This window comes from Rhodococcus sp. 05-2254-2 (assembly GCF_002259095.1).
Lineage (GTDB): Bacteria > Actinomycetota > Actinomycetes > Mycobacteriales > Mycobacteriaceae > Rhodococcoides.
In genome coordinates, this window is sequence record NZ_NOZJ01000017.1 from 1 (window position 1) to 26,383 (window position 26,383).

21 protein-coding genes are annotated in these 26,383 nt (G+C 65.3%); 13 read left to right on the forward strand and 8 right to left on the reverse strand.

The window, feature by feature from the left end; genetic code table 11:
• Nucleotides 1-82 precede the first annotated feature (82 nt).
• The 3 genes from CH283_RS19410 to CH283_RS19420 all read right to left on the reverse strand — a co-directional run bounded on the left by CH283_RS19410 (nucleotide 83) and on the right by CH283_RS19420 (nucleotide 4,491).
• A complete protein-coding gene (locus CH283_RS19410) occupies nucleotides 83-574 on the reverse strand; it encodes a flavin reductase family protein (protein ID WP_094639202.1) in 492 nt (163 codons plus the stop codon).
• Nucleotides 575-722: 148 nt separating this feature from the next.
• On the reverse strand, nucleotides 723-2,957 hold the full coding sequence (locus CH283_RS19415) for a VanW family protein (protein ID WP_255183265.1): 2,235 nt from the start codon (nucleotides 2,955-2,957) through the stop codon (nucleotides 723-725).
• 229 nt (nucleotides 2,958-3,186) lie between these two features.
• Nucleotides 3,187-4,491 carry a PucR family transcriptional regulator gene (locus CH283_RS19420; RefSeq protein WP_231893769.1) on the reverse strand — a complete coding sequence of 435 codons (1,305 nt, stop codon included), beginning with the start codon at nucleotides 4,489-4,491 and terminating at the stop codon, nucleotides 3,187-3,189.
• 148 nt (nucleotides 4,492-4,639) lie between these two features.
• On the opposite strand from CH283_RS19420, the gene CH283_RS19425 reads away from it, so the two are divergent.
• The 5 genes from CH283_RS19425 to CH283_RS19445 are packed head-to-tail and all read left to right on the forward strand — an operon-like array spanning nucleotide 4,640 to nucleotide 9,435.
• Nucleotides 4,640-5,461: an ABC transporter ATP-binding protein gene (locus CH283_RS19425; protein WP_255183266.1), complete on the forward strand. Its 822-nt coding sequence runs from the start codon at nucleotides 4,640-4,642 to the stop codon at nucleotides 5,459-5,461.
• Complete coding sequence (locus CH283_RS19430) at nucleotides 5,451-6,173, forward strand: ABC transporter ATP-binding protein (RefSeq protein WP_068049166.1); 723 nt, start codon at nucleotides 5,451-5,453, stop codon at nucleotides 6,171-6,173. Before CH283_RS19425 ends, CH283_RS19430 begins: the two co-directional genes overlap by 11 nt.
• 22 nt (nucleotides 6,174-6,195) lie before the next feature.
• Entirely contained in the window at nucleotides 6,196-7,074 is an 879-nt protein-coding gene (locus CH283_RS19435) for a branched-chain amino acid ABC transporter permease (RefSeq protein WP_094639203.1), read from the forward strand.
• Between the two features lies 1 nt (nucleotide 7,075).
• A complete protein-coding gene (locus tag CH283_RS19440; RefSeq protein WP_068049160.1) occupies nucleotides 7,076-8,119 on the forward strand; it encodes a branched-chain amino acid ABC transporter permease in 1,044 nt (347 codons plus the stop codon).
• Complete coding sequence (locus tag CH283_RS19445; protein WP_094639204.1) at nucleotides 8,116-9,435, forward strand: ABC transporter substrate-binding protein; 1,320 nt, start codon at nucleotides 8,116-8,118, stop codon at nucleotides 9,433-9,435. The genes CH283_RS19440 and CH283_RS19445 overlap by 4 nt, the downstream gene beginning before the upstream one ends.
• Nucleotides 9,436-9,565: 130 nt before the next feature.
• On the opposite strand, the gene CH283_RS19450 is transcribed toward CH283_RS19445, so the two are convergent.
• The gene (locus CH283_RS19450) at nucleotides 9,566-10,909 is read right to left on the reverse strand and encodes an acetyl-CoA C-acetyltransferase (RefSeq protein WP_094639205.1); all 1,344 of its coding nucleotides are present in this window, start codon (nucleotides 10,907-10,909) and stop codon (nucleotides 9,566-9,568) included.
• Between the two features lie 83 nt (nucleotides 10,910-10,992).
• Here CH283_RS19450 and CH283_RS19455 point away from each other — a divergent pair, with 83 nt between their 5' ends.
• The gene (locus tag CH283_RS19455; protein ID WP_094639225.1) at nucleotides 10,993-12,339 is read left to right on the forward strand and encodes a 3-oxoacyl-ACP reductase; all 1,347 of its coding nucleotides are present in this window, start codon (nucleotides 10,993-10,995) and stop codon (nucleotides 12,337-12,339) included.
• The gene (locus CH283_RS19460) at nucleotides 12,336-13,193 is read left to right on the forward strand and encodes a MaoC/PaaZ C-terminal domain-containing protein (protein WP_094639226.1); all 858 of its coding nucleotides are present in this window, start codon (nucleotides 12,336-12,338) and stop codon (nucleotides 13,191-13,193) included. Before CH283_RS19455 ends, CH283_RS19460 begins: the two co-directional genes overlap by 4 nt.
• A gap of 70 nt (nucleotides 13,194-13,263) precedes the next feature.
• Here the strand turns inward: CH283_RS19460 and CH283_RS19465 are convergent, their stop codons facing one another.
• Together CH283_RS19465 and CH283_RS19470 are read right to left on the reverse strand one after the other, a co-directional pair.
• A complete protein-coding gene (locus CH283_RS19465; protein WP_032396646.1) occupies nucleotides 13,264-13,866 on the reverse strand; it encodes a TetR/AcrR family transcriptional regulator in 603 nt (200 codons plus the stop codon).
• A gap of 62 nt (nucleotides 13,867-13,928) precedes the next feature.
• Nucleotides 13,929-15,104, reverse strand: a complete 1,176-nt coding sequence (locus CH283_RS19470; protein WP_094639206.1) for a glycoside hydrolase family 3 N-terminal domain-containing protein — start codon at nucleotides 15,102-15,104, stop codon at nucleotides 13,929-13,931.
• Between the two features lie 154 nt (nucleotides 15,105-15,258).
• Here CH283_RS19470 and CH283_RS19475 point away from each other — a divergent pair, with 154 nt between their 5' ends.
• The 3 genes from CH283_RS19475 (at nucleotide 15,259) to CH283_RS19485 (ending at nucleotide 20,270) form a co-directional block, all read left to right on the forward strand.
• Complete coding sequence (locus CH283_RS19475; protein ID WP_094639207.1) at nucleotides 15,259-15,726, forward strand: universal stress protein; 468 nt, start codon at nucleotides 15,259-15,261, stop codon at nucleotides 15,724-15,726.
• A gap of 103 nt (nucleotides 15,727-15,829) precedes the next feature.
• Nucleotides 15,830-16,000 (forward strand): DUF2613 domain-containing protein, encoded by a 171-nt coding sequence (locus tag CH283_RS19480; RefSeq protein WP_082073827.1) that lies wholly within the window; start codon nucleotides 15,830-15,832, stop codon nucleotides 15,998-16,000.
• A gap of 22 nt (nucleotides 16,001-16,022) precedes the next feature.
• Nucleotides 16,023-20,270 (forward strand): alpha-(1->3)-arabinofuranosyltransferase, encoded by a 4,248-nt coding sequence (locus CH283_RS19485; RefSeq protein ID WP_094639208.1) that lies wholly within the window; start codon nucleotides 16,023-16,025, stop codon nucleotides 20,268-20,270.
• Here CH283_RS19485 and CH283_RS19490 read toward each other — a convergent pair.
• On the reverse strand, nucleotides 20,248-21,396 hold the full coding sequence (locus CH283_RS19490; RefSeq protein WP_255183267.1) for an acyltransferase family protein: 1,149 nt from the start codon (nucleotides 21,394-21,396) through the stop codon (nucleotides 20,248-20,250). The two genes, CH283_RS19485 and CH283_RS19490, sit on opposite strands and share 23 nt — an antisense overlap.
• Before the next feature lie 166 nt (nucleotides 21,397-21,562).
• Between CH283_RS19490 and CH283_RS19495 the strand changes: the two genes are divergently transcribed.
• The 3 genes from CH283_RS19495 to CH283_RS19505 all read left to right on the forward strand — a co-directional run bounded on the left by CH283_RS19495 (nucleotide 21,563) and on the right by CH283_RS19505 (nucleotide 25,120).
• The gene (locus CH283_RS19495; RefSeq protein ID WP_094639210.1) at nucleotides 21,563-22,699 is read left to right on the forward strand and encodes a DUF3068 domain-containing protein; all 1,137 of its coding nucleotides are present in this window, start codon (nucleotides 21,563-21,565) and stop codon (nucleotides 22,697-22,699) included.
• Between the two features lie 120 nt (nucleotides 22,700-22,819).
• Nucleotides 22,820-23,533 (forward strand): phosphotransferase enzyme family protein, encoded by a 714-nt coding sequence (locus tag CH283_RS19500; RefSeq protein ID WP_094639211.1) that lies wholly within the window; start codon nucleotides 22,820-22,822, stop codon nucleotides 23,531-23,533.
• Nucleotides 23,534-23,626: 93 nt separating this feature from the next.
• Entirely contained in the window at nucleotides 23,627-25,120 is a 1,494-nt protein-coding gene (locus CH283_RS19505; protein ID WP_094639212.1) for a hypothetical protein, read from the forward strand.
• Nucleotides 25,121-25,146: 26 nt separating this feature from the next.
• On the opposite strand, the gene CH283_RS19510 is transcribed toward CH283_RS19505, so the two are convergent.
• Nucleotides 25,147-26,370 (reverse strand): polysaccharide biosynthesis protein, encoded by a 1,224-nt coding sequence (locus CH283_RS19510; RefSeq protein WP_176460172.1) that lies wholly within the window; start codon nucleotides 26,368-26,370, stop codon nucleotides 25,147-25,149.
• Nucleotides 26,371-26,383 lie beyond the last annotated feature (13 nt).

The following is a 26,383-nucleotide window of genomic DNA, read 5'->3' on the forward strand; positions in this document are numbered from 1 at the left end:
CACGCCGTGCAACCGACCAGGGCATCAGCCCGCAGCCGGCCGCACAACGCCGCAGCGGCAACGCCGCACAACGCTGCCGCCGCTACTGCTGCAGTTTGCGGAATTTGCTGCCGTGGAACACGATTGGGTTCACTTCACTCTGGACGTCCAGGGAATGTATGCGCAGCAACACTATTGCGTGGTCGCCCGCGGGGATTTGCTGCTCGATGGTGGTGTCGAGCCATGCGGTGGCCCCCACGATGAAGGCTGCTCCCCCGTCGGTGACGGTGAGGTCGAGGCCGGCGAATCGGTCACCGGTCTTGGCTGCCAGGGTACGGACGGCGTCGTTGTGTGCCTCGCCGAGAACGCTGACGCCGATGTTGGGTGCCAACTCGAGTTTCGGCCATGTCGTCGACGTGTTCTGGATGCACACCGCGACGAGGGGCGGGTCGATGGACACCGATACGAAGCTGCTGGCCGCCAAGCCCACCAGGACGCCGTCCATCTTCGCGGCGATCGCGACCACTCCGCTCGGGAACTGCGCGTACGCCTCACGAAGCGTCTGCTGATCGAGGACGGTACGTGTGAGCGTCATGGACGAAGCTCCCTTTCGATCTTGTGATGCAACCCCGCGTGGGCACAGTTCCGACGAGCGAACACCCACTGCAAGCAAACACCCGATCGGGCGGCAACGCCACAGTCCGAATCGACGTGATTCGAATGACCCTCTCGCGGTTGCAGCATCACTCGTCTTCTTCCGGTTCCGGAGCCGGGTCCGCCGCGGGTGCCGGGCGATCGGGCTGAACGCATCGAACGATGGGGATCGGGTCGTATTTCACCGTTCGGGTGTTCCGCGAAATTTCCCTGCCCGACGCGGCATCGCTGATCACCCTGGTGTCACTGGCGGTGAATCCTTGGCCTCCACCGGACGCGACGCAGCCTGCGCCTGCGGGCAGTGTCACCGTGTCGGGTGAGGTGAAGTTGGTTCGCGAACCGGTGATCGATTCGACGTCGACCGTCTTGGTTCCCCACAGTCGGACGGTGACGCTGGACGAGTCGGCGAACGATTGGATGACCACACCGGTGTCGTTCGGGTTGGTGAACTTCAGGTCGATGGCACCTTCGAAGACCGTCGCTTCGCGCGCCTCGGGGTATCGGCTGATGTAGTAGCTGTGCTCGGTGTGGTCGGTGTCTTCCATACCGGCGAAGTAGGACGCGTTGTAGAGCGTCGTCGCGAACTGGCTGATGCCGCCGCCGACGGCGCGATCGGGTCGACCGTTGTCGATGATCCCCGACTCGACGAAGCCCTGCGCGGTACCTCGCGGACCGGTGTACTCGTTGAGCGAGAACGTTTCTTTCGGCTTCACGAGCGCACCGTTCACGATCTGCGCCGTCAGCCCGATATTGACGCCCGACGCGTACTCGAACCCGCCGGTGGTGTACTCGGCAATCACTTCTCGCACACCGAGATTCTGCGCGGCTTCGGTGGTGAGAGCGGGCGGGGCCGGCTCGTAGATCGCCTCGGTGGTGCGGGGTCCGTCAGCGGACAGCAGGGCAGGCAACTGCTCGAGGGTCTTGCGCCACTCGACCAGCTCGCCCATCTCTCCGGGGACGACGGTCGGTGCACCGCCGGAGAAGGTGAACGACGCGTCCCTCGGCGGTACCTCGGTGCGCACGAGTTGCGGCGCGAGAATGCCTGTGGCGACGTCGGTGTCGTAGATCGGGGTCAGTCCGCCCTGGCCGTCGGGGTCGAAGCGGAGAACCTCGCCCACCCGATCCGTCGGCAGCGTCGCGTCGACGTTCTCGCGACCGGCGACAATCACCGGTGCCTCCACCGCAGGTGCGGCGATGTTCTCCAGCGCCTGGTCGACGGCTTCCTGGGTCACCGTAACGGGAGTGGACTCGTACACCGCTTCCGTTGCGCCCGAGGCCCATTCGGTCTGCAGGTTGCGACGCGTCCCGTCGGCGTCGAGTATCCGACCGGCCAACGGCGCGACGGCAATCGGTGTGCTGCCGTCGAACACGACGTCGCCTTCGACGGGGTCGCGGTCGGTTTCGACCCGCAGGCCATCGACGGCAGCGGTGAGCGCTTGCTCGTCCGTGGTCGACACGACGCCGATCTCGCGGCTGCCGAAGAACGATGTCAGTCGAGTGATCGGGTTGATCGGTTGCGATCCGGCGCGGTCGAGCGTGGCGTTCCAGTCCACACCGAGACCGGCAGCGGCAGGCAGTACCTCGACCTGTCGGTCGCCGACGTCGACCGATACGGGCTGCTCGGCGCGCGCACCGAGCTCCGAGCGCAGGAGTTCTTCGGCGTCGGAGTGGCTCTTGCCGCCGACCTCGATCCCGGCGACGGTCACACCACGGGGTACCCGGTCGCTGGAGGTGATCCAATCCGCCGCATACAGCAGCGTGAGAACCGCAACCACCGCGCCGGTCCCGATCGCGATCTTCCGCCACGGCGGCACGAACCCGGACCCGTCGGCGGCCTGCGGCGCTCCGTCCTCCGGCGGAATCACCGGTGGCTGGACCGGCGACTCGGACTGGGGAGAAACAACGGTCTGCGCAGGAGCAACGGTCTCAGCAGGAACATCGGCCTCTGCGGGAACAACGGGTTGCGCGATCGTCGGCGATTCGTCGGCTGCGGGTGGCGGTGGAGGGGCCGGGACCGCATCGGGCTTCGCGTCCCCAGCCTCAGCGGCGACGGCGGTTTCGGTGGTCTCGACATCGTCGACGGCCGGGTCTGCGACAGTGGATTCCGCGTCGTCGGACTCGGGCTCAGCGGTGTCGGCTTCCACCTCGGATGCCGGCTCGGGCTCCGTTTCCGGGATCTGCTCGGCGTCGGATGCATGTTCGGGACCGGCCGCCTCGTCGCCGATCGCACCGAAGACCTCGGTGGGAGCGTCGTACGGCGGTACGTCGGGTTTCGGTTCGGCACCATTGGGTGCGTCACCCGACCTACTGTTGCCCTCGCTCACGTTCGACCCTTCCAGGACCACCGTTGGTTGTTCGTTCCGCCCTTCTGCACGGCGTACCCCCGGCACGAGCTTACGCAAACCGAACGGTGACGCTCACTCGGAGACCATCGGCGCAGGAACGACAAAGGCTCCGCGCTGCTGCCGGGTCGGGGGTCAGGCAGCAGCACGGAGCCAACTGGAATATATGCAGGCTGTGCCACCTCGTTACAACGACTGCGAAATTGTCTCGTCAATTCATTCGGTTGAATGATCCACGGGTCGTCGAACTGTCCCCTTGCCCGACGGCTCGGGCCCAATGTCCCGTCCTGACCAGCGCGAGGGTGAGCAAGAGCCGATCTCGCGGATCGGTCAGATCGTGCCCGGTCAACTCCTCGATCCGGTGAACCCGGTAGATCACGGTGTTTCGGTGGCAGTAGAGCGCCTTGGCGGCGTTGGTGGGCGAGCCGTCCGACGCGAGCATGTGCGCCAGGGTGTCGAGCAGCGTTCCTCGATGCGGCTCCGGGTGCGTCCACAACTTTCCGAGAGCGTGGCGAACCAGCAACTCCGACGACTGGTCGTCGGCCGCCATGATCACGCGGGGCAGTCGGTCCGTCGCCAAGGCAACGCCGCTGTCCTCGGTGATGGTCTCGGCTGTCAATGCCGCAAGGCGGTACGCCGCCGCGAACGACGACAGTCCCTCCGGAGAATGCGCGACCCCCACCGGCCCGACAGCCCGAGCAGCGAGCGCGTCGACGACGGAGTTCCACGATCCGGTTCCGAGTGCGACGAGCGCGAACTGGTGGCCGTCCCTGGTGTTCCAATGCGAGACTGCACCGATCTGATCCAACGCGTCCTCGGGTGCCGGGAGCGGCGGCGACCCTTGATCGTCCAGCGGTCCGACCACACAAGCGATCTGTTGCGATGCCGAAAGGCCAAGAGTGGCACGAGCTTCCATGACGAATGCCGGATCGCCACCTCGCCCCGATCGGAGGCCGTCGAGTATCACCAGAACGTTGGCGATATCCCGCTGCTGCATTCGAGCGCTTTCCTGGCGGTATGCCTCGACGAGAGTCTCGTACTGACTGTCGAGCGCACGCCACAACTGTTGACCGGCCACCAGAAGCAGATGCTCGTCGATCCTGGTTCGACGCTGCTCGCGCTCGAGCATCAACTCCTCCCACAGCGTCCGACTCCCGAGCGTGTACGCCTTGAGCACCAACTCCATCGGAATGCCCTGGCGTGCACGCTCCCTGCCGGTACGACGCCACACCTCGCGGGTGTTGTCGTTCGCGGTACGTAGCCCCGACAACGTGCGAAGGCCCTGATTGATGTGCTCACGGGTACTGCGCCTGATCTCGCCGGCGATGTCCGGAGTGGAACTGGCCAGGTAGGCGGGCTCCTGCTCGATCAGCGCCAGCGTGATGGAGTCGGCGATCGCGTCGGCCCGTGGAGTCAACGCGGCCCACGCACTCCGAATTTTCTCCTGGTCGGAGTCCGTCACCGCTCCGCGGGCAGCCGAACGCGCCGATGCGCGTCGACCATCGGGAGCACCCACCTGGACAGTTTTGCGCACTGAGCCCACATGACAGGTCGATTTGACCGTTACTGGTGCCCAGGGACCCAAACATTCTGTGCGCAGCGCCCATATCGCCCGTTGTGCGAAACGCACCATAGTGAACGCAACAGATTGTGAGGTGGATCACTTGAACTCTCTCCAAACGAAGGACCCGGTCCTCACCATGGCGGACATCGAGGTGTCCTTCGGCGGCATCGTCGCGCTGTCCGGAGTCAGTCTCGAGGTGCGACCCGGCGAAGTTCTGGGCGTCATCGGGCCCAACGGTGCGGGCAAGACGACTCTGTTCAACGTCGCGTGCGGACTCGTTCGTCCCCGATCGGGAACACTCGGACGACTCGGCGAACCGTTGACCCGGCTACGACCGCACGACCTTCCCCGGCTCGGCATGAGCCGAACTCTCCAGGGACTCGGACTGTTCGATCGGATGACCGTGCTGGACAACGTCATGGTCGGTGCCGACCGGACAGCGCACACCGGGATCGTCGCCGGCCTCCTCGGCCTACCGTCGAGCGCCTCCGACGATGCCGCCGTCCGTTCCACCGCGATGGCCACTCTCGAACGCCTGCGCATCGACGGCTATGCGCACCGATTGCCACCGAGCCTGCCGTACGCGGTGCGCAAACGCGTTGCGCTCGCACGCGCCCTGGTGAGCGCACCGACATTGCTCCTGCTCGATGAACCCGCCTCGGGTCTGTCCAGTGACGAAATGAGCGAGCTCGGCGACGAGATCCGATCGCTCGCAACGGCACCCACCGATTCCGAACCGGAAAGACCCGCAACATCGGTGATGCTCGTCGAACACCACATGGATCTCGTGATGAGCGTGTGCGACCGAATCTACGTGCTGGATTTCGGCAAGGTCATCGCACAGGGAACGCCCGATCAGATCCGCGAGGACCCTGCCGTACTGGCGGCATATCTCGGAAACGAAGTGGCACATGAAGACTGACGCGGCACACCTGAAAATCACCGATCTGACCGTTCGCTACGGCCCGGTCACCGCCCTCGACTCGGTGTCGATGACCGTCGCGGCCGGAGCTGTCACCGCCGTACTCGGCGCGAACGGAGCAGGGAAGACGACTTTGCTGCGAACCATCTCGGGATTGCTGAAACCGGTATCGGGGAGGATCGAACTCGCCGGGGCCGACATCGTCGGCGTGGCACCGGATCGCATGTCCCGCAAAGGTCTTGCGCACGTTCCCGAGGGACGTGGCGTCATAGCCGAGTTGACCGTCGACGAGAATCTTCGACTCGGTGCGATGGGACGCAACCGAAGTCACGACGCCGTCACCCTCGACCGCATCTACGACATGTTTCCGCCCCTGACCGGCCGTCGAACGTCCTCCGCACACACCCTGTCCGGCGGAGAGCGGCAGATGCTGGTGATCGGCCGAGCACTGATGGCGACACCGTCGGTGCTTCTGCTCGACGAGCCCTCTCTCGGACTCGCACCGAAAGTCGCCGCACAGATATTCGAGACGTTGCGCGGGCTCGTCGACTCCGAGTCGATGACCGTCGTTCTCGTCGAACAGAACGCTCGCAGCGCGCTGTCGATCGCCGAACACGCCGTCGTTCTGGATCTGGGCAAGGTCGCGGTGGAAGGTCCCGCCGACACCTTGGCCGGGGACGACGCCCTCCGACACGCCTACCTCGGGTTCTAGAGCCGAAAGGACGCCTGCCACAGTGCAACAACTGCTCACCATCCTCATCAACGGCGTGACGACAGGCATGATCTACGCCGCGTTCGCGCTCGCCCTCGTCCTCATCTGGCGATCGACCCGCATCGTCAACTTCGCCCAGGCCCCGATGGCCATGATCACCACGTACGTGGCACTGGTCGTCATCGACGCCGGCTACTCGTACTGGATCGGATTCGCAGTCGCGCTGCTGTGCGGCCTGCTCCTGGGAGCCTTGACGGAGCGACTCGTCATCCGGTTCGTCGACAGCTCGTCGCACATCAACCCGGTCATTCTCACGCTCGGGTTGTTCATCATCATCCACGCGGTGGCCGCCATCATCTTCGGCAACCAATTCCGTTCCTTCCCCGCACCGTTCGGCCTCACCGGGCAGCGGATCGGCGACATGAACGTGGCGTTGACCGGCTACGACATTTTCAAGATCATAGCCGTCCTCGTGGTCCTGGGACTGCTGATCCTGCTCTTCCGGTTCACCGATCTGGGACTGAAGATGCGCGCGAGCGCCTTCGAGCAGGAGGTCGCGAAACTCCTCGGAGTCCGCGTGAGCCGAATGCTCACTCTCGGTTGGGCTCTGGCCGCAGTGGTCGGTTCGCTGGCGGGTCTGCTCATCGCAGGTGGCTCGCTGGTACATCCGGGCTACATGGACTCGATCGTCGTATTCGGTTTCGTCGCAGCAGTTCTCGGCGGACTGGACAGCCCGGCGGGCGCAGTGGTCGGCGGACTGTTGATGGGCATCGGGCTCAGTTTCGTCAGCGGCTATCTCGGTCAGGATCTGGTCTCCAGCGCGGCATTGGTGATCCTGATCGTCGTGCTTCTGCTGCGACCGAGCGGGCTCTTCGCCGGCTCCGCGGCCAGGAGGGTATGACATGAACGCGACTCTCACTCGCCTCACCGCAACACCGGTTCGACGCCACTTCCTGGGCGCTGTCATCGGGCTCGTCGTCATCGTGCTCGCCCTCGAATCTCTGAGCACCTTCCGTCAGAGCCAACTCACGTCCGTCGCCTACCTGGCGATCGCTGCCGGCGGACTGACGGTGCTGACCGGGTTGAGCGGCCAGCTGTCCCTGGGGCACGGCGCGTTCATGGCGGTCGGTGCGTACACCGCAGCATTGATGTTGCGCGCCAACGATTCGGGATGGTCGGTACCCCTCGTCCTGCTTGCCGCCACCGTGATCTCGGCAGTGGTGGGCATCGTGGTCGGAGTGGCCGCCGCCCGACTGCACGGGCCGTACCTGGCCGGTGCGACGCTGGCGCTCGCCGTCGCCGTACCGGGCCTGGCCCTGTACTTCTCGGACTACCTCGGCGGCGAACAAGGCCTCGTCGTCCCGGCACCGAAAGTGCCGGAGCTGATCGACGACATGATGTTCTTCGTCACCGGAAACGAGCTCAGCGGAACGAAATTCGTCGCGTACGTCAGCTGGATACTGCTCGTGCTGGTGTTCTTCCTGTTGGCCAACATCTCGTCGAGCCGAATCGGACGTCGCTGGCGGGCCGTCCGAGACGACGAGGTCGCCGCCGAGTTGTCCGGTATCGACCTGGGCCGCGCACGCATCCTCGCATTCGTGGTCAGTGCGGCCTGTGCCGGCGCGGGCGGTGCAGTGCTGGCGATGTCGGCACGAATCGCCGCACCGAGCGGCTTCACCCTGACCCTCTCGCTGACCCTGCTCTCCGCCGTCGTCATCGGTGGACTGGGAACCCTGTCCGGCGCATTGATCGGGGCCGTTCTGCTGACCTACATCCCGCCGGTGGTGACCAACCTCGGACTCGATCTGGGGCTGAGCAGTCTGCAATCGGCCGAACTCGCACCACTGGTGACCGGAATCTTCACCGTCCTCGTCATCCTGTTCGCCCCACTGGGTTTGGTGGGCACGTATCGCAAGTTACGTACAACCAGAAAAGGAATGAAATGAAAAAGTTCGGATCGGTGGCGTTCAGAACGACCGCACTCGTCGCCGTCGTCTCGTTGGCCGCGGCGTGCGGTGCAGGTGGCCGAGACGAGGCGACGGAGTCCTCGGAAGGATCGACGGTCGGCATCACCGACACGTCGGTGAAGATCGGTGCCCACTTCCCGTTGACCGGGGTCGCGGCTCCCGGCTACAGCGAAATCCCCACGGGCGCCCAGGCTTACTTCGATTACGTCAATGCCGCGGGCGGCATCAACGGCAGGCAGATCGAGTACGTGGTTCGAGACGATTCGTACGATCCGACCACCACCACCCAGGTGGTCAACGAACTCGTCCTGCAGGACGAGGTGTTCGCCGTCGTCGGCGGACTCGGCACCGCGACCCACAGCGCTGTCATCGACTTCCTCAACGAGGAGGGTGTGCCGGACCTGTTCGTCTCCTCCGGCGCGATCATGTGGGGCAACGATCCAGAGAAGTACCCCAACACGTTCGGCTGGCAGCCCGACTACCAGGTCGAGGGCAAGATCATCGGCGACTGGGTGACCAAGAACCGGCCCGACGCCAAGGTCGGACTGTTCCTCCAGGACGACGACCTCGGCCGAGACAGTGAGGAAGCGGTTCGCCAGTATCTCGACGACCAGATCGTCGAGGTCGTGCGCTACACCTCGGGCAACACCGATGTCGCACCTCAGATCGCGGCCCTGCAAGGTGCCGGAGCCGATCTGATCCTCGGCTTCAACGTGCCCTCGTACACCGCGCTGAGCCAGCTGACCGCCATGCGGCTCAACTACGACCCCGAGTGGTTCTACAGCTCGATCGGTTCCGACGTCGACCTCGTCGGCTCACTGCTCGGCCGCTTTTCGCAGGGTGCGGTCACCGACGGCGCACAGTCGCTCGAAGGAATGATCTCGCTGGAGTACATCCCGGGCGTCGACTCTCCGGAGAATCCGTGGACCCAACTGTGGCAGAAGGTGTGGGCGGAGAACGGAACCGGTGATCCACTGACGAACTACCGGATCTACGGTCTGAGCCAGGCCTACGCCTTCGTGCAGGCACTCGAGGCGGCAGGTGAGAATCCCACCCGTGAGGGCATCGTCGCAGCCATCCAGGACGGCGGAATGGACTTCGAGGGACCACAACTGGCTCCGTTCCGGTACTCGGAAGACAGTCACCTCGGTATCTCCGGTGCCAGTGTCTTCCAGATCCGCGGCGGAGTGCCCGAGTACCTGACTCCGGTACTGCAGACGGACATCGGCGATTCGGCTGTGGAGGAATACACCGGCGAAGAATCGACCCCGCCGGAAAGCGGCATACCCGGCTGATCACACGAGAAAGGGGCACGCGTATGCGTGCCCCTTTTTCATGTCGTGGTCGGCAGATCCGAAAACCCCTCGATTACCGGATCCGCCGACCCTGTGTCCCCCGATTCGTGAGCAGCCGAGGCTGCAGTGATCAGCGCTCGATGATCGCGGTGACGCCCTGGCCACCGGCCGCGCAGATCGAGATCAGGCCACGGCCCGAGCCCTTCTCGGCCAACATCTTCGCCAGCGAGGCCACGATGCGTCCGCCGGTCGCGGCGAACGGGTGACCCGCTGCGAGCGAGGAGCCGTTGACGTTGAGCTTGCTGCGATCGATGGAACCGAGTGCGCTGTCGAGGCCGAGCCGCTCCTTGCAGTACTCGTCGCTCTCGAAGGCCTGCAGAGTTGCGAGCACCACCGAAGCGAACGCCTCGTGGATCTCGTAGTAGTCGAAGTCCTGCAGCGTCAGGCCGTTACGAGCGAGCAGACGCGGAATCGCGTACGTCGGAGCCATCAGCAGGCCGTCCTTGAACGAGCCGTTGCCGTGGACGTAATCGACTGCAGCGGTTTCGGAATCGACCAGATGCGCGAGCACCGGCAGGTTGCGCTCGGCAGCCCACTCGTCGCTCGACAGCAGCGCAGCCGAGGCACCGTCGGTCAGCGGCGTGGAGTTTCCGGCCGTCATGGTGGCGTCGCCCAGCTTGGTTCCGAAGACCGGCTTGAGCGTCGCGAGCTTCTCCACGCTCGATCCCGGACGCAGGTTGTCGTCTCGGGTCAGGCCGAGGAACGGCGTCACCAGATCGTCGAAGAAGCCGCGGTCGTAGGCGGCAGCCATGTTCTTGTGGCTCGCTGCGGCCAGTTCGTCCTGGTCCTCGCGGCGGACGCCGAATTCCATGGCGGTGATGGCGGCGTGGTCACCCATCGACAGGCCGGTGCGCGGCTCGCCGTTGCGCGGGATCTCGATGCCGAGCATGCCGGGACGGACGTTGCCGAGAAGCTTGATGCGGTCGGTGGTGCTCTTGGCCCGGTTCAGGGAGAGCAGGAACTCGCGCAGTTCGTCGTTGACGCCGATCGGAGCGTCGGAGGTGGTGTCGACACCGCCGCCGATACCGGCATCGATGCGGCCCGACGCGATGGCGTCGCCGACGGCGATGATCGACTGAAGGCCGGTGCCGCAGGCCTGCTGGATGTCGAAGGCCGGGGTGTACGGGCTCAATGCACTGCCCAGTACGACCTCGCGAGTGAGGTTGAAATCGCGTGAATGCTTGAGCACGGCACCGGCCGCGACGAGACCGAGGCGCTCGCCCTGCAGACCGAATCGCGAGACCAGCCCGTCGATGGTCGCGGTGAGCATGTCCTGGTTGGACGCCAGCGCGTACTTCTTGTCCGAGCGCGCGAAAGGAATGCGGTTGCCACCGACGATTGCGACCGGTCGTAGCTGCTTGCTTGTCACTGACGTCTCCAAACATCGTCGAAAAAGGCCCTGGTGGAGTTTCATCTTACTGGCGAGTAAGTTGGTTGTCGACACCCGGTCGTGCGCCTCGCTCCTCGAGCGAGCAGCGCTGAATGAAAGGTACGACAGTGGCAGCCTCCAAGGGAGCCCCAGATCTCTACTCAACGTTCCTCGCGTCCGCGCCGGGAGCCTTCATCGCCAAGCAGGCAGGCCTGCCGCAGCCCGAGAAGCTGCGCCGCTACAAGGCAGGCGAGCCGCCGCTGGCCGGACCGGTCCTGATCGGTGGCAGTGGCCGCCTCGTCGAGCCGCTGCGTGAGCTGCTGTCGGACTACCCGCAGTCGCAGCCGCACGACGACAAGCACGGTGGACTGGTGTTCGACGCCACCGGAATCGGCAATGTCGCCGAGCTCGAGCAGCTCTTCAAGTTCTTCCAGCCGGTCATCCGCAACCTGGCACCGTCCGCTCGCGTCGTCGTCATCGGCACGACGCCGGAGGAGACCTGGAGCGTCGACGAGCACATCGCTCAGCGCGCCCTCGAAGGCTTCACGCGCAGCGTCGGCAAAGAGGTCAAGCGCGGCGCCACGGCGCAGCTCGTCTACATCTCCCCCAAGGCGTCGACCGGCCTGTCCGGACTCGAATCCACCCTCCGCTTCCTGCTCTCGGCCAAGTCCGCTTTCGTCGACGGCCAGGTCATCACCGTCGGAGACGCCGACTCGCAGGCACCGGCTTCGTGGGACAAGCCGCTCGCAGGCAAGGTAGCCGTCGTCACCGGAGCGGCCCGCGGCATCGGTGCCACCATCGCCGAGGTCCTCGCCCGCGACGGAGCGACCGTCATCGCAGCCGACATTCCCGCTGCCGGAGAAGCACTGTCGCAGACGGCCAACAAGGTGGGCGGCACTTCGCTCGCACTCGACGTCACCTCCCCCGACGCCGGAGAGGTCCTCTCGAAGCACCTGCTCGAGCGTCACGGCGGAGCCGACATCATCGTGCACAACGCAGGCATCACTCGTGACAAGACCCTCGCCAACATGGACGACGCCCGCTGGAACTCGGTCATCGGCGTCAATCTTGCTGCCCCGCAGCGCATCACCGACGAGCTGGTCGCATCCGGCGCACTCAAGGAGGGCGGCCGCGTCGTCGACGTCTCCTCCATCGCCGGCATCGCAGGCAACCGCGGCCAGACCAACTACGGCACCTCCAAGGCAGGCGTCATCGGCCTGGTGCATGCATCCGCACCGGTGCTGGCGAAGAAGAACATCACCATCAACGCCGTCGCACCTGGCTTCATCGAGACCGCGATGACCGCGGCAATCCCGTTCGCCACCCGTGAGGCCGGACGCCGCATGAGCTCGCTGCTGCAGGGCGGCGAGACCGTGGACGTCGCAGAATTGGTCTCGTACTTCGCTTCTCCCGCATCGAACGCCGTCACCGGCCAGGTCGTGCGCGTGTGCGGCCAGAGCCTGCTCGGCGCATGAGCACCGTCACGCTCACCGCGCAGCCGAAGACCTCCGACATCTACACCTCGGCTGCGCTCGGCGCGCTGCCGTTCCTCGGATCCCGGTCGTCGTCGGTGCCGAACACGGTGTACGAACTCAAGGGCCTGCGGGTGGACCCCGACAACCTCGCCGGGTACTGCCGGGCGACGGGGCTGCGATTCGGCGATCAGCTCCCGGTGACCTACCCCTTCACCCTCGTCTTCCCGACGGTGATGAAACTGATGGTGTCCAAGGGCTTTCCGTTCGCGGCCATCGGTTCGGTACACGCCGAGAACGTCATCGAGCAGTTCCGTGGCATCTCCGCTTCCGAACCGCTGGACATCCGAGTGCACGCGGAGAATCTGCGCGAGCATCGCAAGGGTTTGTTGGTGGACCTGATCAGCGAGGTCAAAGTGGGACGGGAACTGGTCTGGAAGCAGACCTCGAGCTTCCTGAGCCTGCAGAAGACCTCGCTGTCCGGTGGACCCCGTGAGGCACCGCCCGCCGACGAGGTCCCGCCGCCCCCGACCCGCACCCTGCGCGTCGATCAGCGGATCATCAGCCGGTACGCGGCCATCTCCGGAGACCGAAACCCGATTCACGTATCCTCGCTCGGCGCAAAGGCATTCGGATTCCCGAAGACCATCGCGCACGGAATGTGGAGCGCGGCAGCCGTCCTGCAGACCGTCGAGGGTCGAATTCCGGAAGCCGTGAACTACAGCATCCGCTTCGGCAAGCCGATCGTCCTGCCCGCGACGATCAACGCCTACGCCGACGCCGTCGGTACCGGCTGGGACCTGTCGCTGAAGAACCCGAAGAAGGGCTACCCGCATCTGACGGGAACGCTGCGGTAGCTGGCTCGAACTCGAAGTTATGGACGGATTTCCTAGGATTTTCGTCCATAACTTCGAGTTCGGCAGGAGCCTAAGTCGTGGCGGTCTTCTTTCCCGCCAGGCCGCGCCAGGCCAGGTTCTCCAACAGGTCCGCTGCGGCGTCGACCTCGATTTCGCCGCCCGCCACGCGGTCGGCCACGGCCTCGCCTGCCCCGACCAACGCGACGGCCATCAGCCCGAAATTCTGCGACTGCTCCGGATCCCTCGTGCTCATGGCGAGCAAACCGGCCGTCAGCTCGATCAGCCGATCCCGGCTGCTCTGCACCTGCGAGGCGAACGCCTGCTGGCCGATCGCCTGACGGTAGAGCACCATCCACGATTTCCGGTTCTCGCCGACGAATCCCAGGAAGCCGATCAGCGCTTTGCGCAGCTGCTCGCGCGGCGTCAGCGTCGGGTCTGCAGCAGGAGTCAGGGCCTCGACGAATTTGACGCCCTCGCGATGAATACACGCCGCGAACAACTCGTCCTTCGACCCGTAGTACAGATAGAGCATCGGCTTGGAGATGGCCGCCTTCTTGGCGATCGAATCCATCGACGTCTCGTGAAAACCGTTGTCGGAGAACACATCCACCGCCGCGTCGAGCATCTGCTGCTCGCGGACGGCGCGGGGCAATCTCTTGGTGCCGCCAGCCATGGACCCTCCAATACGTACGAAGTACTAGACGTTACTCCACAGTAAGGTCCAGTACCGCACAATCAGGCCCCGCACGCCCCCTTGAACCGGGCAACCGTCGCCGCAGCCTCGTCCACCTGCGCCGCGTCGAGGCGTCCCGTCGCCACCGCGTCTTCGAGATTGTCCAACACCGCGGGCACCTGATCGGTGGTGAGCCAGAGCGCCACATCTGCTCCCGCAACCAACGCCGCCTCGACCGCGTCGACGATCCCGAGCCTCGCCGTGATCGCCGCCATGCCGCTGAGGTCGTCGGTGAAGATCGGGCCGTCGAACGGTGCGGCACCGTATCCGACGCCGTCGCGCAACAACGCCATCGCGGCCGGGCTGATACTCGCCGGCACACCCGGCTCGGTGAGTCCCGGCACATCCAGGTGCCCGACCATGACGCCGACGCCGGTGTTGTTCAACGCCGCGAACGGCAGGAGATCCTTGGCCCTCAACTCGTCGAGCGACGGCGTCGTCACCGCGCCGGTGTGCGAGTCGCCCGATCCCGAACCGTGCCCGGGGAAATGCTTGATGACCGGCTTGACGCCTGCGTCTTCCAGACCTCGCGCGTACGCACCCGCGTACTCGATGACGACCTGCGGATCGTCGGAGAACGACCGGTCGCCGATGACGGAATCATCGGGCTGAGCGCTCACATCGACCACCGGAGCGAAGTCGACGGTGACACCGAGATCCTTCAACCCCTGGCCGCGCGTCAACGCCGCCTGATAGGCCTCGTCCACCGACATCGTCTGTGCCAACACTCGCGCCGACGGTGCCTCTCCCAACAGATCCGCGACTCGCGAGACCCGTCCACCCTCCTCGTCGATGGTGATCATCGGAGCCACCGCGGAGGCGTCGAGCACCTGCGGTACTTCCCGATTTCCGAGCATCGACTCGTCGGTCCAACTCCCGACGAACAGGCCACCGACCTGCTCGGTCGACATGATCTGCACCGCGTCCGCAGTTCCGGTGACTCCGACGGTGAGCAACTGCGCCAGTCGCTGACGCTCGGTGAGGCCGTCGACGAACGTCACGCACTCGTCGACGGGTGGGAGCGGTTGCGGGACCGTCGTCTCGGCCGCGGTCGTCGTCGAGGCAGGTGGTGCCGTCTGCGTCGACGCGCCCTGCGTGGACTCACTCGAGCACGAGACCAACAAGCCGACACCGACCGTCATCACCGCAGCGGACCGAACCGAAAACCGAAGTCGCATGGAATACGACGGTAGCCGAGACGGGGGTGTTCCTTGCGCACCCCGGGTCCGGATCAATGTGGCTTTGTTGCACTCCGACCGACTGAAACCCACATTGATCCCGAAGGGGATGGGGGTAATCTGGACGAACGCGACATGAGGAGGACCTCGAACCATGCCCGCAGACCTCATACTCATTGCCTACGACGGCTCCGACAATGCCAAACGCGCCATCGACTATGCCGGACGCTTTCTCACCACCTCACGTGCGATCGTCGTCACCGCGTGGGAGCCGATGGTGCGTCAGGCCGCGCGAATGTCCGGCCTCTCCGGCGTCATGCAGCCCGAATGGGTGCCCGACGACGAGGCCGAGGACGTTGCGCTCACCGACGCGAAGGTGACCAACAGCGAAGGCGTCGCGCTGGCCGAGGCCGCGGGCCTGAAGGTGGAGGGCCAGTGCACCGAATGCACCACCGCCATCTGGAGCGCGATCGTGGAGAAGGCCGACGAGATGAACGTCGACATCATCGTCACCGGCACGAGAGGCACCACCGGTCTTCGTGCGCTGCTCCAGAGTTCGGTGGCCGAGCACGTTCTGCGACACAGCCATCGACCCGTCCTGATCGTTCCCCCCGGCAAGTAACGCGTCCACCGGCCTGTGCTGCAGGTACGGGTGATACCGTGATGCCCGCGCGAGGGTCCACCTCGCCCGCTTCCTTCCTGAGCCGACTGACTGGAGAACCGAGATGAAGTTTGCTGTCCCGGGTGTCATTGCCGCCGTCGTCGGAGCCGTACTGGGTGCGGGCGTCGTCTTCGGAGTCACCGCAGCCGCAGCCGACAACTCTCGTCCGGATATCGATCGCTCCGGAAACGCCGACTCGTCCTTGCTGAACCAGGTTGAGTACGGCAGCCGCTGACGCTGGTCGCTTTCGTGAATCGATGATCTCGGCCGAGCCGCTCGGCCGTACATGGCTTTTCGGCGTCTCGATTCTGGCGTTCCTCCTCACTTTTCTTCAGGTCCCCGGCTTCACCGTCGCCGACACCAAGTTCGACCTGGCTCAAAACCCTCTCGGATTTCTCGAACGCGCCTCCCATCAGTGGAACAGCGCAGCCCCACTCGGCCAGGTGCAGAACCAGGCCTACGGCTACTTCTTTCCGCACGGTGCGTTCTTCGCCGGCGGCGACCTGCTGTCGATCCCGCCCTGGATCACTCAGCGCATCTGGTGGGCGCTGCTGCTCATCGCCGGATTCTGGGGAATCGTCCGGCTCGCCGAAGCCCTCGGTATCGGCAGCCGCAGTTCCCGTCTGATCGCGGCGACGGCCTTTGTTCTCTCTCCGCGAGTGATCACCACCCTCGCGTCGATCTCCTCGGAGACGATGCCGATGATGCTGGCACCATGGGTGCTGATCCCGATGGTGCGGTATCTCGGCTCCGACTCCGGGAAGTACACGGTGCGACGAGCGGCCGCGCAGTCGGCGCTCGCGGTCGCGTTGATGGGCGCAGTCAATGCCGTCGCCACCGCCGCCGCCGTTCTGGTGGCCGTCATCTGGATGTTGTCGCATCGGCCGAACAAACGTTGGGTCGTCTTCGGCGCGTGGTGGTCGGGCTTTCTCGTGCTCGCGACGCTGTGGTGGATCGTTCCACTGCTGTTGCTGGGCAAGGTCTCTCCACCGTTTCTCGACTACATCGAATCGTCCGGCACCACCACGCAGTGGACGTCACTGACGGAGGTACTGCGCGGCACCGGCAGTTGGACGCCGTTCGTCTCTCCCGAGCGAGTGGCCGGTGCGGTTCTGGTGACTCAGCCGGCGGCCGTCATCGCGACGGGCCTGATCGCGGCTGCTGGAATCGCGGGCCTGGCGATGCGCTCGATGCCCGCGCGCGGGCGATTGACGATCATGTTGTTCGTCGGTCTGGTCGGCCTCGGTGCCGGGTTCGTCGGCGAGCTGGACGGTCCGTTCGCGGGTGCCGTCCGGGTGTTCCTCGATTCGGCGGGCGCACCGCTACGCAACATCCACAAACTCGAGCCGGTCATTCGAATACCGTTGGTGCTGGGCCTGGCTCACCTGTTGGCCCGAGTTCCGCTGCCGGGTTCCGCGCCGCGGACGCAGTGGCGATCGGCCGTCGCGCATCCCGAGAAAAATCCGATGATGGCAGTGACCGCGTTGATCCTCGTGGCCTTGACGCTGTCCACCTCGTTGGCTTGGACGGGCAAGCTCGCGCCCCGAGGAGCGTACGAGGCCGTTCCGCAGTACTGGCACGACGCCGCGGACTGGCTCACCGAGAATGCCTCGGGATCGAGCCCGGACGGTTCCGACGCGCAGCGGGCCTTGATAGTGCCCGGCGCACCGTTCGCCCTGCAGACCTGGGGACTGACCCGAGACGAACCACTGCAGGCGTTGGCCACCACGCCCTGGGCCGTCCGCGACGCGGTACCGCTCACCCCGCCCGGTGCCATCCGCGCACTGGACTCCGTGCAACGACTGTTCGCCGACGGTCGGCCGTCGGCCGGGTTGGCCGATACCCTTCTGGGCCAGGGCATCAGCTACGTCGTCGTGCGCAACGACCTCGATCCCGAGGACTCCCGATCCACCCGTCCCGCGTCGGTGCACCAGGTGCTCGACGGTTCGCCGGGCCTCGAGAAGGTCGCCGAATTCGGTGAGGACGTGGCTCCGGGTCAGGTCGACGGCGTCGTACTCGACGGTGATCTTCGACCGCCGTATCCGGCTGTGGAGATCTACGCGGTCGGTGATTCGGCAGGCATTCCCGCGTCCGGTCCCTACACCGTCGATCTCGATCGTGTCCCGGTGGTCCAGGGTGGTCCGGAGTCCATCCTGCGCTCGAACGAACGGCGGAACAACGGGATTCGCAATCCTGTGCCGTCGGGTCCCACTCTGCTGGCCTCGGATGCAGCGGCGGCGGGGATCGCCGTGAACTCGGTGACGGTGACCGACACCCCGATGAATCGCGAGACGGACTTCGGTCAGGTCGACAATCACAGTTCTGCACTGCGGGCCGCCGACGAGCCGCGCCGTTCGCTCAACGAGGTCTCCGATTACCCGGTGTACGGGGCCGAGACCGTGGACGCCGAGTGGGAGGGCGCGACCCTGACGGCGTCGAGCTCGGCGTCGGACGCAACGCAGATCGGCGGCAGCGCCCCGGGTAGCGGTGTCGCCGCCGCGGTGGACGGAGATCTGGCTACCAGCTGGATCAGCAACGGTATCGAACGCGCTGTGGGGCAATGGCTTCAACTGGACTTCGATACTCCGGTGCGCGGCGGGCTGCTGCGCATGCGTACCAGCCCTGGGACGATCGGCGACCCGGTGAAGTGGGTGGAGATCACCACCCCGAACGGCTCGACCGCGGCGCGCGTCGACGAGCCGGGTGGGCCGATGACGGTGTCACTGCCGGGCGGAGAAACCCCGTGGCTGCGCATCACCGCGAAGTCGACGGTCGACGGAACCCGGGGCAGCCAGTTCGGCATCAGCGAGGTGTCGGTGGACGACTATACCGACCGGGACAACCCGACGCAGGTACCGATCGTGCACCGCGCGGTGCTGCCCGCGACTCCCGACGGGGCGAGCGTCGACGCCTGGGAACTGGGCCAGGAATTCCCCGGCCGTTCCGGGTGCCTCGACATCGAGGATCGAATCCGTTGCAGCAGTGGGCTGTCCAAGTCACCCGAGGAACTGGGCCGCTTCTCGCGCACGATCGACGTACCGATGGGCACCGCGGTCATTCCGGACCTGACGGTGCGCACGCGTCAGTCCCCCGAACTCGAAGCGCTGCTGGCGCAGCCCGGGCGGCCGTTGGCCAGCGGGGCGTCGGACGTCGCCGATCTGCACGGTTCGGCATTCGCCGCGACCGACGGTGATCCGCGCACGTCCTGGACCGCGCCGGAGAAGTCGATCACCGATCGAGCCGGCACCAACCCCACCTTGACCATCGAATTGCCTACTCCCACACTGGTGGACGGGCTCGAACTCACCCCCAGCCTCGGCGAACTTCCGGCACACCCCACCCGGGTCGCCGTCAACCTCGGCAACGGCCCGATGGTGCGCGACGTCGACACCGACGGCTCGACGACTCTCGAACTGGCACCGTTCGTGACCGACAGGATCGTGTTGTCGATCGTGGACTGGGACGGCGTCCTGGACCGAAACTCGTTGGGCTTCATCCAGTCTCAACCACCGGGTTTTGCCGAAGTGACACCACTGTCCGGTGGTGAACCGATCGGCGCACCGTACGACGGCGATCGCCGGATCACCGTCGACTGCTTCGACGGCCCCATCGTCTCCATCGCCGGGCAAACGGTGCGCACGTCGGTGACGGCCACCGCGGACCAGTTCCGTTCGGGCGAGCCGCTGAAGGCGTCGGTGTGCGACGCCGACACCCCGCTGAACGAGAATTTCGTCAACCCGGTATCACTGCCCGAGGGACGCCAGGACGTGGTGGTGCAGCCGGGAGCATCGTTCTTCGTCGACGGTATTCGGTTGCGCACCATGCCCATCCCAGCCGATTGGCCGACGAGTTCGGCACCGCAGGCCGCCCGGACCACCGCCTGGAGCGCCGATCACCGCGAGATGACGCTCACCTCCGCGACGGAGGACCGCTTGCTGGTCATCCCGGAGAGCAACAACAGTGGTTGGCGCGCAACAGCTCCCGGGGGCCTCGAGCTGTCCCCGGTAGTGGTCGACGGGTGGCAGCAGGCCTGGATCGTTCCGGCGGGGGCGTCGGGCACGATCTCGTTGGATTTCACCACCGACCGCTGGTACCGGCTCGGTATCTTCGGCGGGCTGCTCCTGCTGATCCCGTTGCTGTTCGCGGCGCTGAGTCGGCCGCGAGGAGCGCCTGATGTCGGTCCGTCGCCGCGGCCGTGGCAGAGCGTTTCGGTCGCAGTCGTGGCGCTGCTGGGAGCAACGATCGTGTTGGCCGGAATCGCCGGTGTGGTGGCCGTGGCCGTCATCGGCATCGGTGCGATGCTCCTGGACCGCCGTCACGGTCGCACGGCGTCCTCACGTGTATTGGCATGCACTGCAGGCGGACTCACGCTGCTGGCACCGGCGCTGCTCTCGCTCGGACCATGGCGATCTCCCGACGGCTACGTCGGCGGTTCCTACTGGGTGCAGCTGGCGTCCCTGATCGGAATCGTCGCGTTGGCGATCACGGCGATACGGAAGCCCTGACCGCCTTCTTGCGGGGGCCGAAGCGTCGTCGAGCAGGATCTTCCACCAGCGCGTAGCTCGCCGCTGCCACCGGAATCGACAGTGCGAGAGTCACCGGCAACACGAACCACATCCCGCCCGAGAAAGGGATGATGCCGAACACCGGGAACACGACGGCGAGCACAGCCAGATGCCAGATGAACAGCCCGTACGACCAGCGGCCCAGCGTCAGCATCACCGGATGCTCGAGGAAGCGATGCCGGCTACCGTCCTCGGCCAGAATCAGCGGGGCGAGCATCGCGAAGGCCAGTATCGCGCCGAGCAGGATCTTGATCTCGAACTGCCAGGCCGCCGGACGCACCAAGCCCTGCGGACCCGCCAGAGGAGTTGCCGATAGAGCGAACGCGGCAACCGCGATGGACGCCATGACACGTCGGCGACGAGCCAACCGATGCACCCAGGTCGTCGGCCCCACCGAGATCTCGGCGAGCAGCATCCCCGCCGCGAACCACGGGAAATAGCCGGGGAGCCAGTTGTCATGGTGAATGCCGTCGGGAGTCGACACCGGAACGAATGCCCACGACAGTGTCAGCACCGCAGCACCCAGAATGACCGGTATACGGCGGGCGGCGGCCGCACCGCGCAGGCGCACCATCGACCAGGCGAACACCGGCAGCAGAAGATAGAAAGCGATCTCGACCGACAGCGACCACATCTGCGTCAAGCCCTGGGTCAGGGTCAGCGGCACGAACACCTGAGTGAACGACAGGTTCGCCAGCCACACGCGGTAGTCACCGCCTGCATCGGGTAGAAACAGCAGGATCAGCACCACGCCGACCCAGTAACCGGGCAGAATCCTCGCGAACCGCGAACGGAAATAGCGGCCGATCGGCTGGGCAGTCCCGTGACCGCGAGCTGCCGCCGCGTGCGGACGCCACAGCAGGAATCCGGACAGCGAGAAGAAGATCGCCACCGTCAGGTCGAATCTGCCCCACACATGACCCAAGATCGGCGAGGTCGCGCCACCGGTCTGAAAGGCCACGTGGGTGACAACGATGCCGATACACGCGACGGCACGCATTCCCTCGAGTGACGGTACGAACCCACGAAGCGGGACAACGCTTGCCGAACGGGTCTGTGTGCTCATGGTGGTCTCAAGTGTGCCGTGTCGAACCGGCGCAGACGAGACCGGTGCCACTGTCGACTGTTACTGTCACCTGCGACGTGTCGTAATAAATCGGGCATCGGGTCGGGGTGAACGTCTTTCCCGCCCGCGGTGTCTTCCATGAAGCGGTCAACTAAGGAGATTCAGCATGGCGGAGCGCTCAGGGCCGAGCCGGATACTTGCCCTCGTACTCATCGGCTTGGGCGCGTTTCTGGTGGTCGCCGCCATTCTCATTCCCACGTACACCATTTCGGCACTCGAGAAGACGCCGCTGGATCTCGAGGTCACCACCGTCTCCACCGGTGAGGGCAGCGTGCTCGATGCGACTTCCCTCGCCGCCGGCCGCGCAGTCGTCGACCAGAACGTTCCCCTCGTCTCGCAGCGATTCGTCACCGTCGAGGATCCCGCCGACGCCGACATCATGACGCTGCAAGCGGGCCAGACTCTGCGTCGCAGCGACAAGCAGGCCGACACCGGACTGCTGACCGCAAGCGTCGACCGCGTCACCATCGACCGCAAGACGTCCATGCCCGTCGAGAACCCGATCGGCACCATCCAGGTTGCCGGCAACGCGCCCGCCGAAGAGGTGGCCCACACCGGTCTGCAGTACAAGTTCCCGTTCAACTCGGAGCAGAAGAGCTACCCGTACTTCGACGTCAACGCGCGTGCGACCAAGGACATCGATTTCGTCGAGGCAACCGAGATCAACGGCACGCCGGTGTACCAGTACCAGCAGACCGTCGGCCCGGTCGACCTGTCGACCGTGGTGAACCTGCCGACCAACAAGGTCACCCTGCCCGCCGACACCTGGGGTGTCGAGGGTGGAGCCGCGCCGGTGACGATGACCCGTTGGTACGAGAACACCCGCACCCTGTGGGTCGAGCCCGAGACCGGCGTCGTCGTCAAGGGCGAAGAGCAGATTCACCAGTACTACGGACGTGAAGCGGGCAACGCCGAGGTCGACGTCCTCAACGCACCGATCACGTTCGACGAGAACACCGTCGAATACCAGATCCAGCAGGCCAAGGACGGCCAGGATCAACTCTCGCTCTTCGGCCGCACCGTCCCGATCATCGCCGGAATTCTCGGTGTCATCTCGCTGATCGCCGGAGTGGTCCTGCTCCTGCGCGGCGGCGGAAACGGCGGACATCGTCAGCCGGCCCGGGCCGACAACGCGCCGCGACCGAACCCCGCAGGCGGAGCAGCACCCGCACCCGCGAGCAACCGCGACTGGACGACGGATCGCACGGAAGAGATTCCGAGGACGAACCTCAACAAGGAGTAAGTGCGCTACGCGCAGGAGTGGAGCCTGCGGAACGACCCAGATGACAGTGGCGTGGTTGAGTGCCCGTGGGGGCACGCAACCACGCCACTGGTTTATCTGGAGACGGGACCCAAACCAGTGATGCTCCCCGAATCGGTGCGGTCATGTTGGCCGGGTCTCGCAGTCGACGGTCCGTTGTCCGGTGGTGCGCGAAACGACATCCGGTCCGGGCAGCTCGACGGCGTCCGAGTCGTCATCCGACACTCACGTCGCAATCCGAATTCTCGGTCCTGGGAGTGGCACCTTCTCCGCCACCTCCAGGAATGTGGCATCCACCTACCTGTGTTCATACCGTCGTCGGCGGGCGACCTGGACGTCGACGGCTGGCACGTCTACGAATACGTGGAAGGTTCACACCCCGAACCGAAAGACCCCCGCATCGCGGACGCCTTGGCCGCGGTCCACGCCGTGACCGAGGGCTGGCCGCAGCGCCCCGGGTCGGCGAGTTCGATCGATCTTCCCGAACTCCTCGTCGGTGGCGATATCGACTTGACCGCTATGCCAACCGAATTGGCCAACCAGATAATCGATGCCTGGCGAAGGGCACGAACGCCGTCCCCCACATGTGTGGTTCACGGCGACGCACATGCGCGCAATGCGATCATCGACAAACAGGGCCGGTGTGTGTTGCTCGATTGGGACGAAGCGCGGGTGGACCAACCCCACTACGACCTTCCGGTCGGTCCCGCCGAACTCAGAGCGAACGTGGCGTGGGAGATCGCTACGTGCTGGATACCCGAACCCGATTACGCCAGGTCATTGGTGCCGGACTTCACTGGTTCAGCCTCACCTTGACCATCATCTGGGTCCGCACGGTATTGCACCTCTCGGTATCGCACACAGCGACGATGGTCTACGGTGTCGGAATGCTGACAATACGCAGAAAGAATGTCTCGGCCCACTGACTACGACGGCGCACCATCGCACGGTGTGCCCGATATCGTCGCCATGACTGGCTACATCGCCTCGTTGTACACAGACGAAATAGCGGTCTATCGAGACTTGTTGCGGCACATTGCCGCCGATCGCACGTTGTCTCATCGCGACCCCCGCTGGCCGATCGACGACCACCCGGTGGAAGGGCCCTCGCTTACCGTTCCAGGTCTGCGAATACACATGCGGCACAGCTACCAGGACGCCGGCGATCTGGGATCGTTTCCGGCAGAGGGGAATCCGCTGCTTCTACGTATCCACGTCCAAGGGTTCTCCGATGAGTACCAGGACCGCACAGCTGCACGGTCCAATCTGGTGGACTCGGTGACCGATCCAGAATCCGAGGCCTGGACGCGTGCACTCCTCGGCGAGCGGTGGGCCGATTATGCATACGAATTGGTGCGTACCCCCAACCCACCGAAGAACCCGGCGACGCTGATGAGGTTCGCACAGCGCGTGTACGTGCTGCTGCTCGATACCGACGGTCAGCCGACACTTGCGCCGGACAATTTCGCTTTCCAGCGGGTATGGGACGGGATCGATTCGGCCCGCAAGATCATCCCGACATCACCTGCTGTGGCAGCGCACCTCAGCGCCGTGGGTCCATTTTTCGAGACCGCCGACATCCGCGACCCGAATACCGAGGCCGACGGCGCATGGCGTCTGCACATCACCGGTGATGACACAGGAAGTCTCCCGACGCCAGCGTCCACGACCGCGCAGAATCTGATTCGGAGGGTGCGGGTTCGCGGACGAGTCGACACCAAGTTTCGCCCCATCCGCGTCCACGTCGAGCAGGACCAGGCCCGCGTCTATTTTCGTTGGGCGAAGAACCCGAATACATTCGCGATAACGTTGCGGCTTCCCCAGTCGGAGGACGACTTTTCCGGCCCGCCGCTGAATACGCCTGATTCCATTGTGGCCGTCTGTCTTTCGAGTTGGCAGGAGGATCTGCGAACAGGTTTGTTGGTATGGGGACAACGCACCCGAGAAGCCGACGGTGCTATTCACATCTCGTGGCCGATCACCGAGATGAGCGGAAGTCGCCAACATCGGGTGGCAGCGGTGCCTCGCCATGACACGTCAGGCTCTTGGCTCGCCGAAACCGGCTTGAACATCGGCACCGCCCGAGAAGCACTGAAGTCCGGTGTACTCGCGTGCTGGCTGCAGGCGTACCTCGACAACCGCGAGGTGCGGCCGTTCGTAGGACACGCCGCCGCGAGGTGGGTCGACGACACCACCGCGTGTATCGATGTTCTCGAAGTGGTGCCCGGCACCCGTGGGTCGGTGGCGACGCAGCTCCTGCACTCGATCACACACACTCTCGCCAACGCCGGCGCGAGAGCAATCGAGCTGCCCTTCACAGACGAGAGCTTCGCGGAGTTCGGGTATGTGCCGAATCCGACAACTGGCCGCGGCATGTACCTCGATGTCACGACAATGCCATGACAGCTCCGCCGTGAGAGCCGATTCCATCAGCGGGATCCGAGCCTCTGCCGACCGACGCCTCCTCCCCACAGCGCCAACCCACACACCACCACCATTGTCACCGCGGCGGTGACGGCCGCGACGACGACGAACTGCGCGAGTGTCGACGCCACGAACAGCAACAGCAACACCTCGACGGCGAGGGCGAACCAGGCGACGAGAGCGAGGTGGGTGCGTTCGCCCGCGATGGCCCACAGCAGTGCGCTCTGCAGCACGGCCAGGCACGCACCCTGCAGCACGAACAGCCAGACATATTCCTGCACACCGGAATACGTATCGCCCACCACCAACGGCAACAGCGGAGACGCCAGCGCACCGCCGATCACCAGGACGGTACCGAGCCCCGCGACGACGGCCAGCGCCGATCGCACAGCGGACGCAGAATGCAGCGGGTTCGCCATCCGCGGATACAGCACCACGCCGACGGCCTGCGGTAACCAGAACGCCGCCTTGGACGCAACGGCCCCGACGGCGTACAGCCCGGCTTCGTTGGAGCTGAGCAGCGTGCGCGCCAGCACCAGATCCAACGCGGACATCGCGATCAACACCAACTGCACCTGTGACGCCTGCAGCACGGCCAGAACGGTGACCTTCGTTTCCGCAACCGAGTTCACCGGCACCCCGGCCGTCCATCGCGCACCGAGTGCCACCACACCGATACCCGCGGCTGTGGCCAACAGAACCGAACCGGGACCACCGCCGAGCAACAACACCAGCACCGCCGGTGCCACCTTGCCGAATCCTGCTGCGGCCAGCACGATACTCAGGGCTCCGAATCGCCCACGCCCCTGCAGCAACCCCTGCTCGGCGGCCAGCAGCACCAATACCGGCGCAGCGATGACCGCCGACACGGTCGCCGTCATCGAGACGTCCATGGCCGCGGACAGCGCGGGTGCCAGTCCAAGAGCGAGCACCCCCACCACCGCCGCACACCGGTACCCGACAGTTCGCAATTCGCGAGAACTGCGCCCGCGCACCACTTCACGCGCAACGACGGACTGCAACGCCAACGCCGGAACCGCGAGAACCAATTGCGCAGCAAGCAGACTCGCGAATTCTCCGTAGCCCTCGACGCCGAGCATCCGGCTCGCAAGTACCTGCAGCAGGTACGCCGCGACGTTCGCGAACATCGAACCGGCCGTCACCATCCCCATCCCGGCGACCGACGCACCCGCCGTGTGGTCTGCCTCGGACGAGGCGCGGAAAGACATGTGCCCACGGTAT

Excerpts from the sequence above, each read along its gene's own strand:
- CH283_RS19500 (WP_094639211.1), top strand. The coding sequence starts at position 22,820 with ATGCTCCCCGAATCGGTGCGGTCATGTTGGCCGGGTCTCGCAGTCGAC.
- CH283_RS19460 (WP_094639226.1), top strand. The coding sequence starts at position 12,336 with ATGAGCACCGTCACGCTCACCGCGCAGCCGAAGACCTCCGACATCTAC.
- CH283_RS19470 (WP_094639206.1), bottom strand. The coding sequence starts at position 15,104 with ATGCGACTTCGGTTTTCGGTTCGGTCCGCTGCGGTGATGACGGTCGGT.
- CH283_RS19490 (WP_255183267.1), bottom strand. The coding sequence starts at position 21,396 with ATGAGCACACAGACCCGTTCGGCAAGCGTTGTCCCGCTTCGTGGGTTC.
- CH283_RS19485 (WP_094639208.1), top strand. The coding sequence starts at position 16,023 with ATGATCTCGGCCGAGCCGCTCGGCCGTACATGGCTTTTCGGCGTCTCG.
- CH283_RS19480 (WP_082073827.1), top strand. The coding sequence starts at position 15,830 with ATGAAGTTTGCTGTCCCGGGTGTCATTGCCGCCGTCGTCGGAGCCGTA.
- CH283_RS19510 (WP_176460172.1), bottom strand. The coding sequence starts at position 26,370 with ATGTCTTTCCGCGCCTCGTCCGAGGCAGACCACACGGCGGGTGCGTCG.
- CH283_RS19505 (WP_094639212.1), top strand. The coding sequence starts at position 23,627 with ATGTCTCGGCCCACTGACTACGACGGCGCACCATCGCACGGTGTGCCC.
- CH283_RS19495 (WP_094639210.1), top strand. The coding sequence starts at position 21,563 with ATGGCGGAGCGCTCAGGGCCGAGCCGGATACTTGCCCTCGTACTCATC.
- CH283_RS19475 (WP_094639207.1), top strand. The coding sequence starts at position 15,259 with ATGCCCGCAGACCTCATACTCATTGCCTACGACGGCTCCGACAATGCC.
- CH283_RS19465 (WP_032396646.1), bottom strand. The coding sequence starts at position 13,866 with ATGGCTGGCGGCACCAAGAGATTGCCCCGCGCCGTCCGCGAGCAGCAG.
- CH283_RS19440 (WP_068049160.1), top strand. The coding sequence starts at position 7,076 with ATGAACGCGACTCTCACTCGCCTCACCGCAACACCGGTTCGACGCCAC.
- CH283_RS19445 (WP_094639204.1), top strand. The coding sequence starts at position 8,116 with ATGAAAAAGTTCGGATCGGTGGCGTTCAGAACGACCGCACTCGTCGCC.
- CH283_RS19410 (WP_094639202.1), bottom strand. The coding sequence starts at position 574 with ATGACGCTCACACGTACCGTCCTCGATCAGCAGACGCTTCGTGAGGCG.
- CH283_RS19450 (WP_094639205.1), bottom strand. The coding sequence starts at position 10,909 with ATGAAACTCCACCAGGGCCTTTTTCGACGATGTTTGGAGACGTCAGTG.
- CH283_RS19430 (WP_068049166.1), top strand. The coding sequence starts at position 5,451 with ATGAAGACTGACGCGGCACACCTGAAAATCACCGATCTGACCGTTCGC.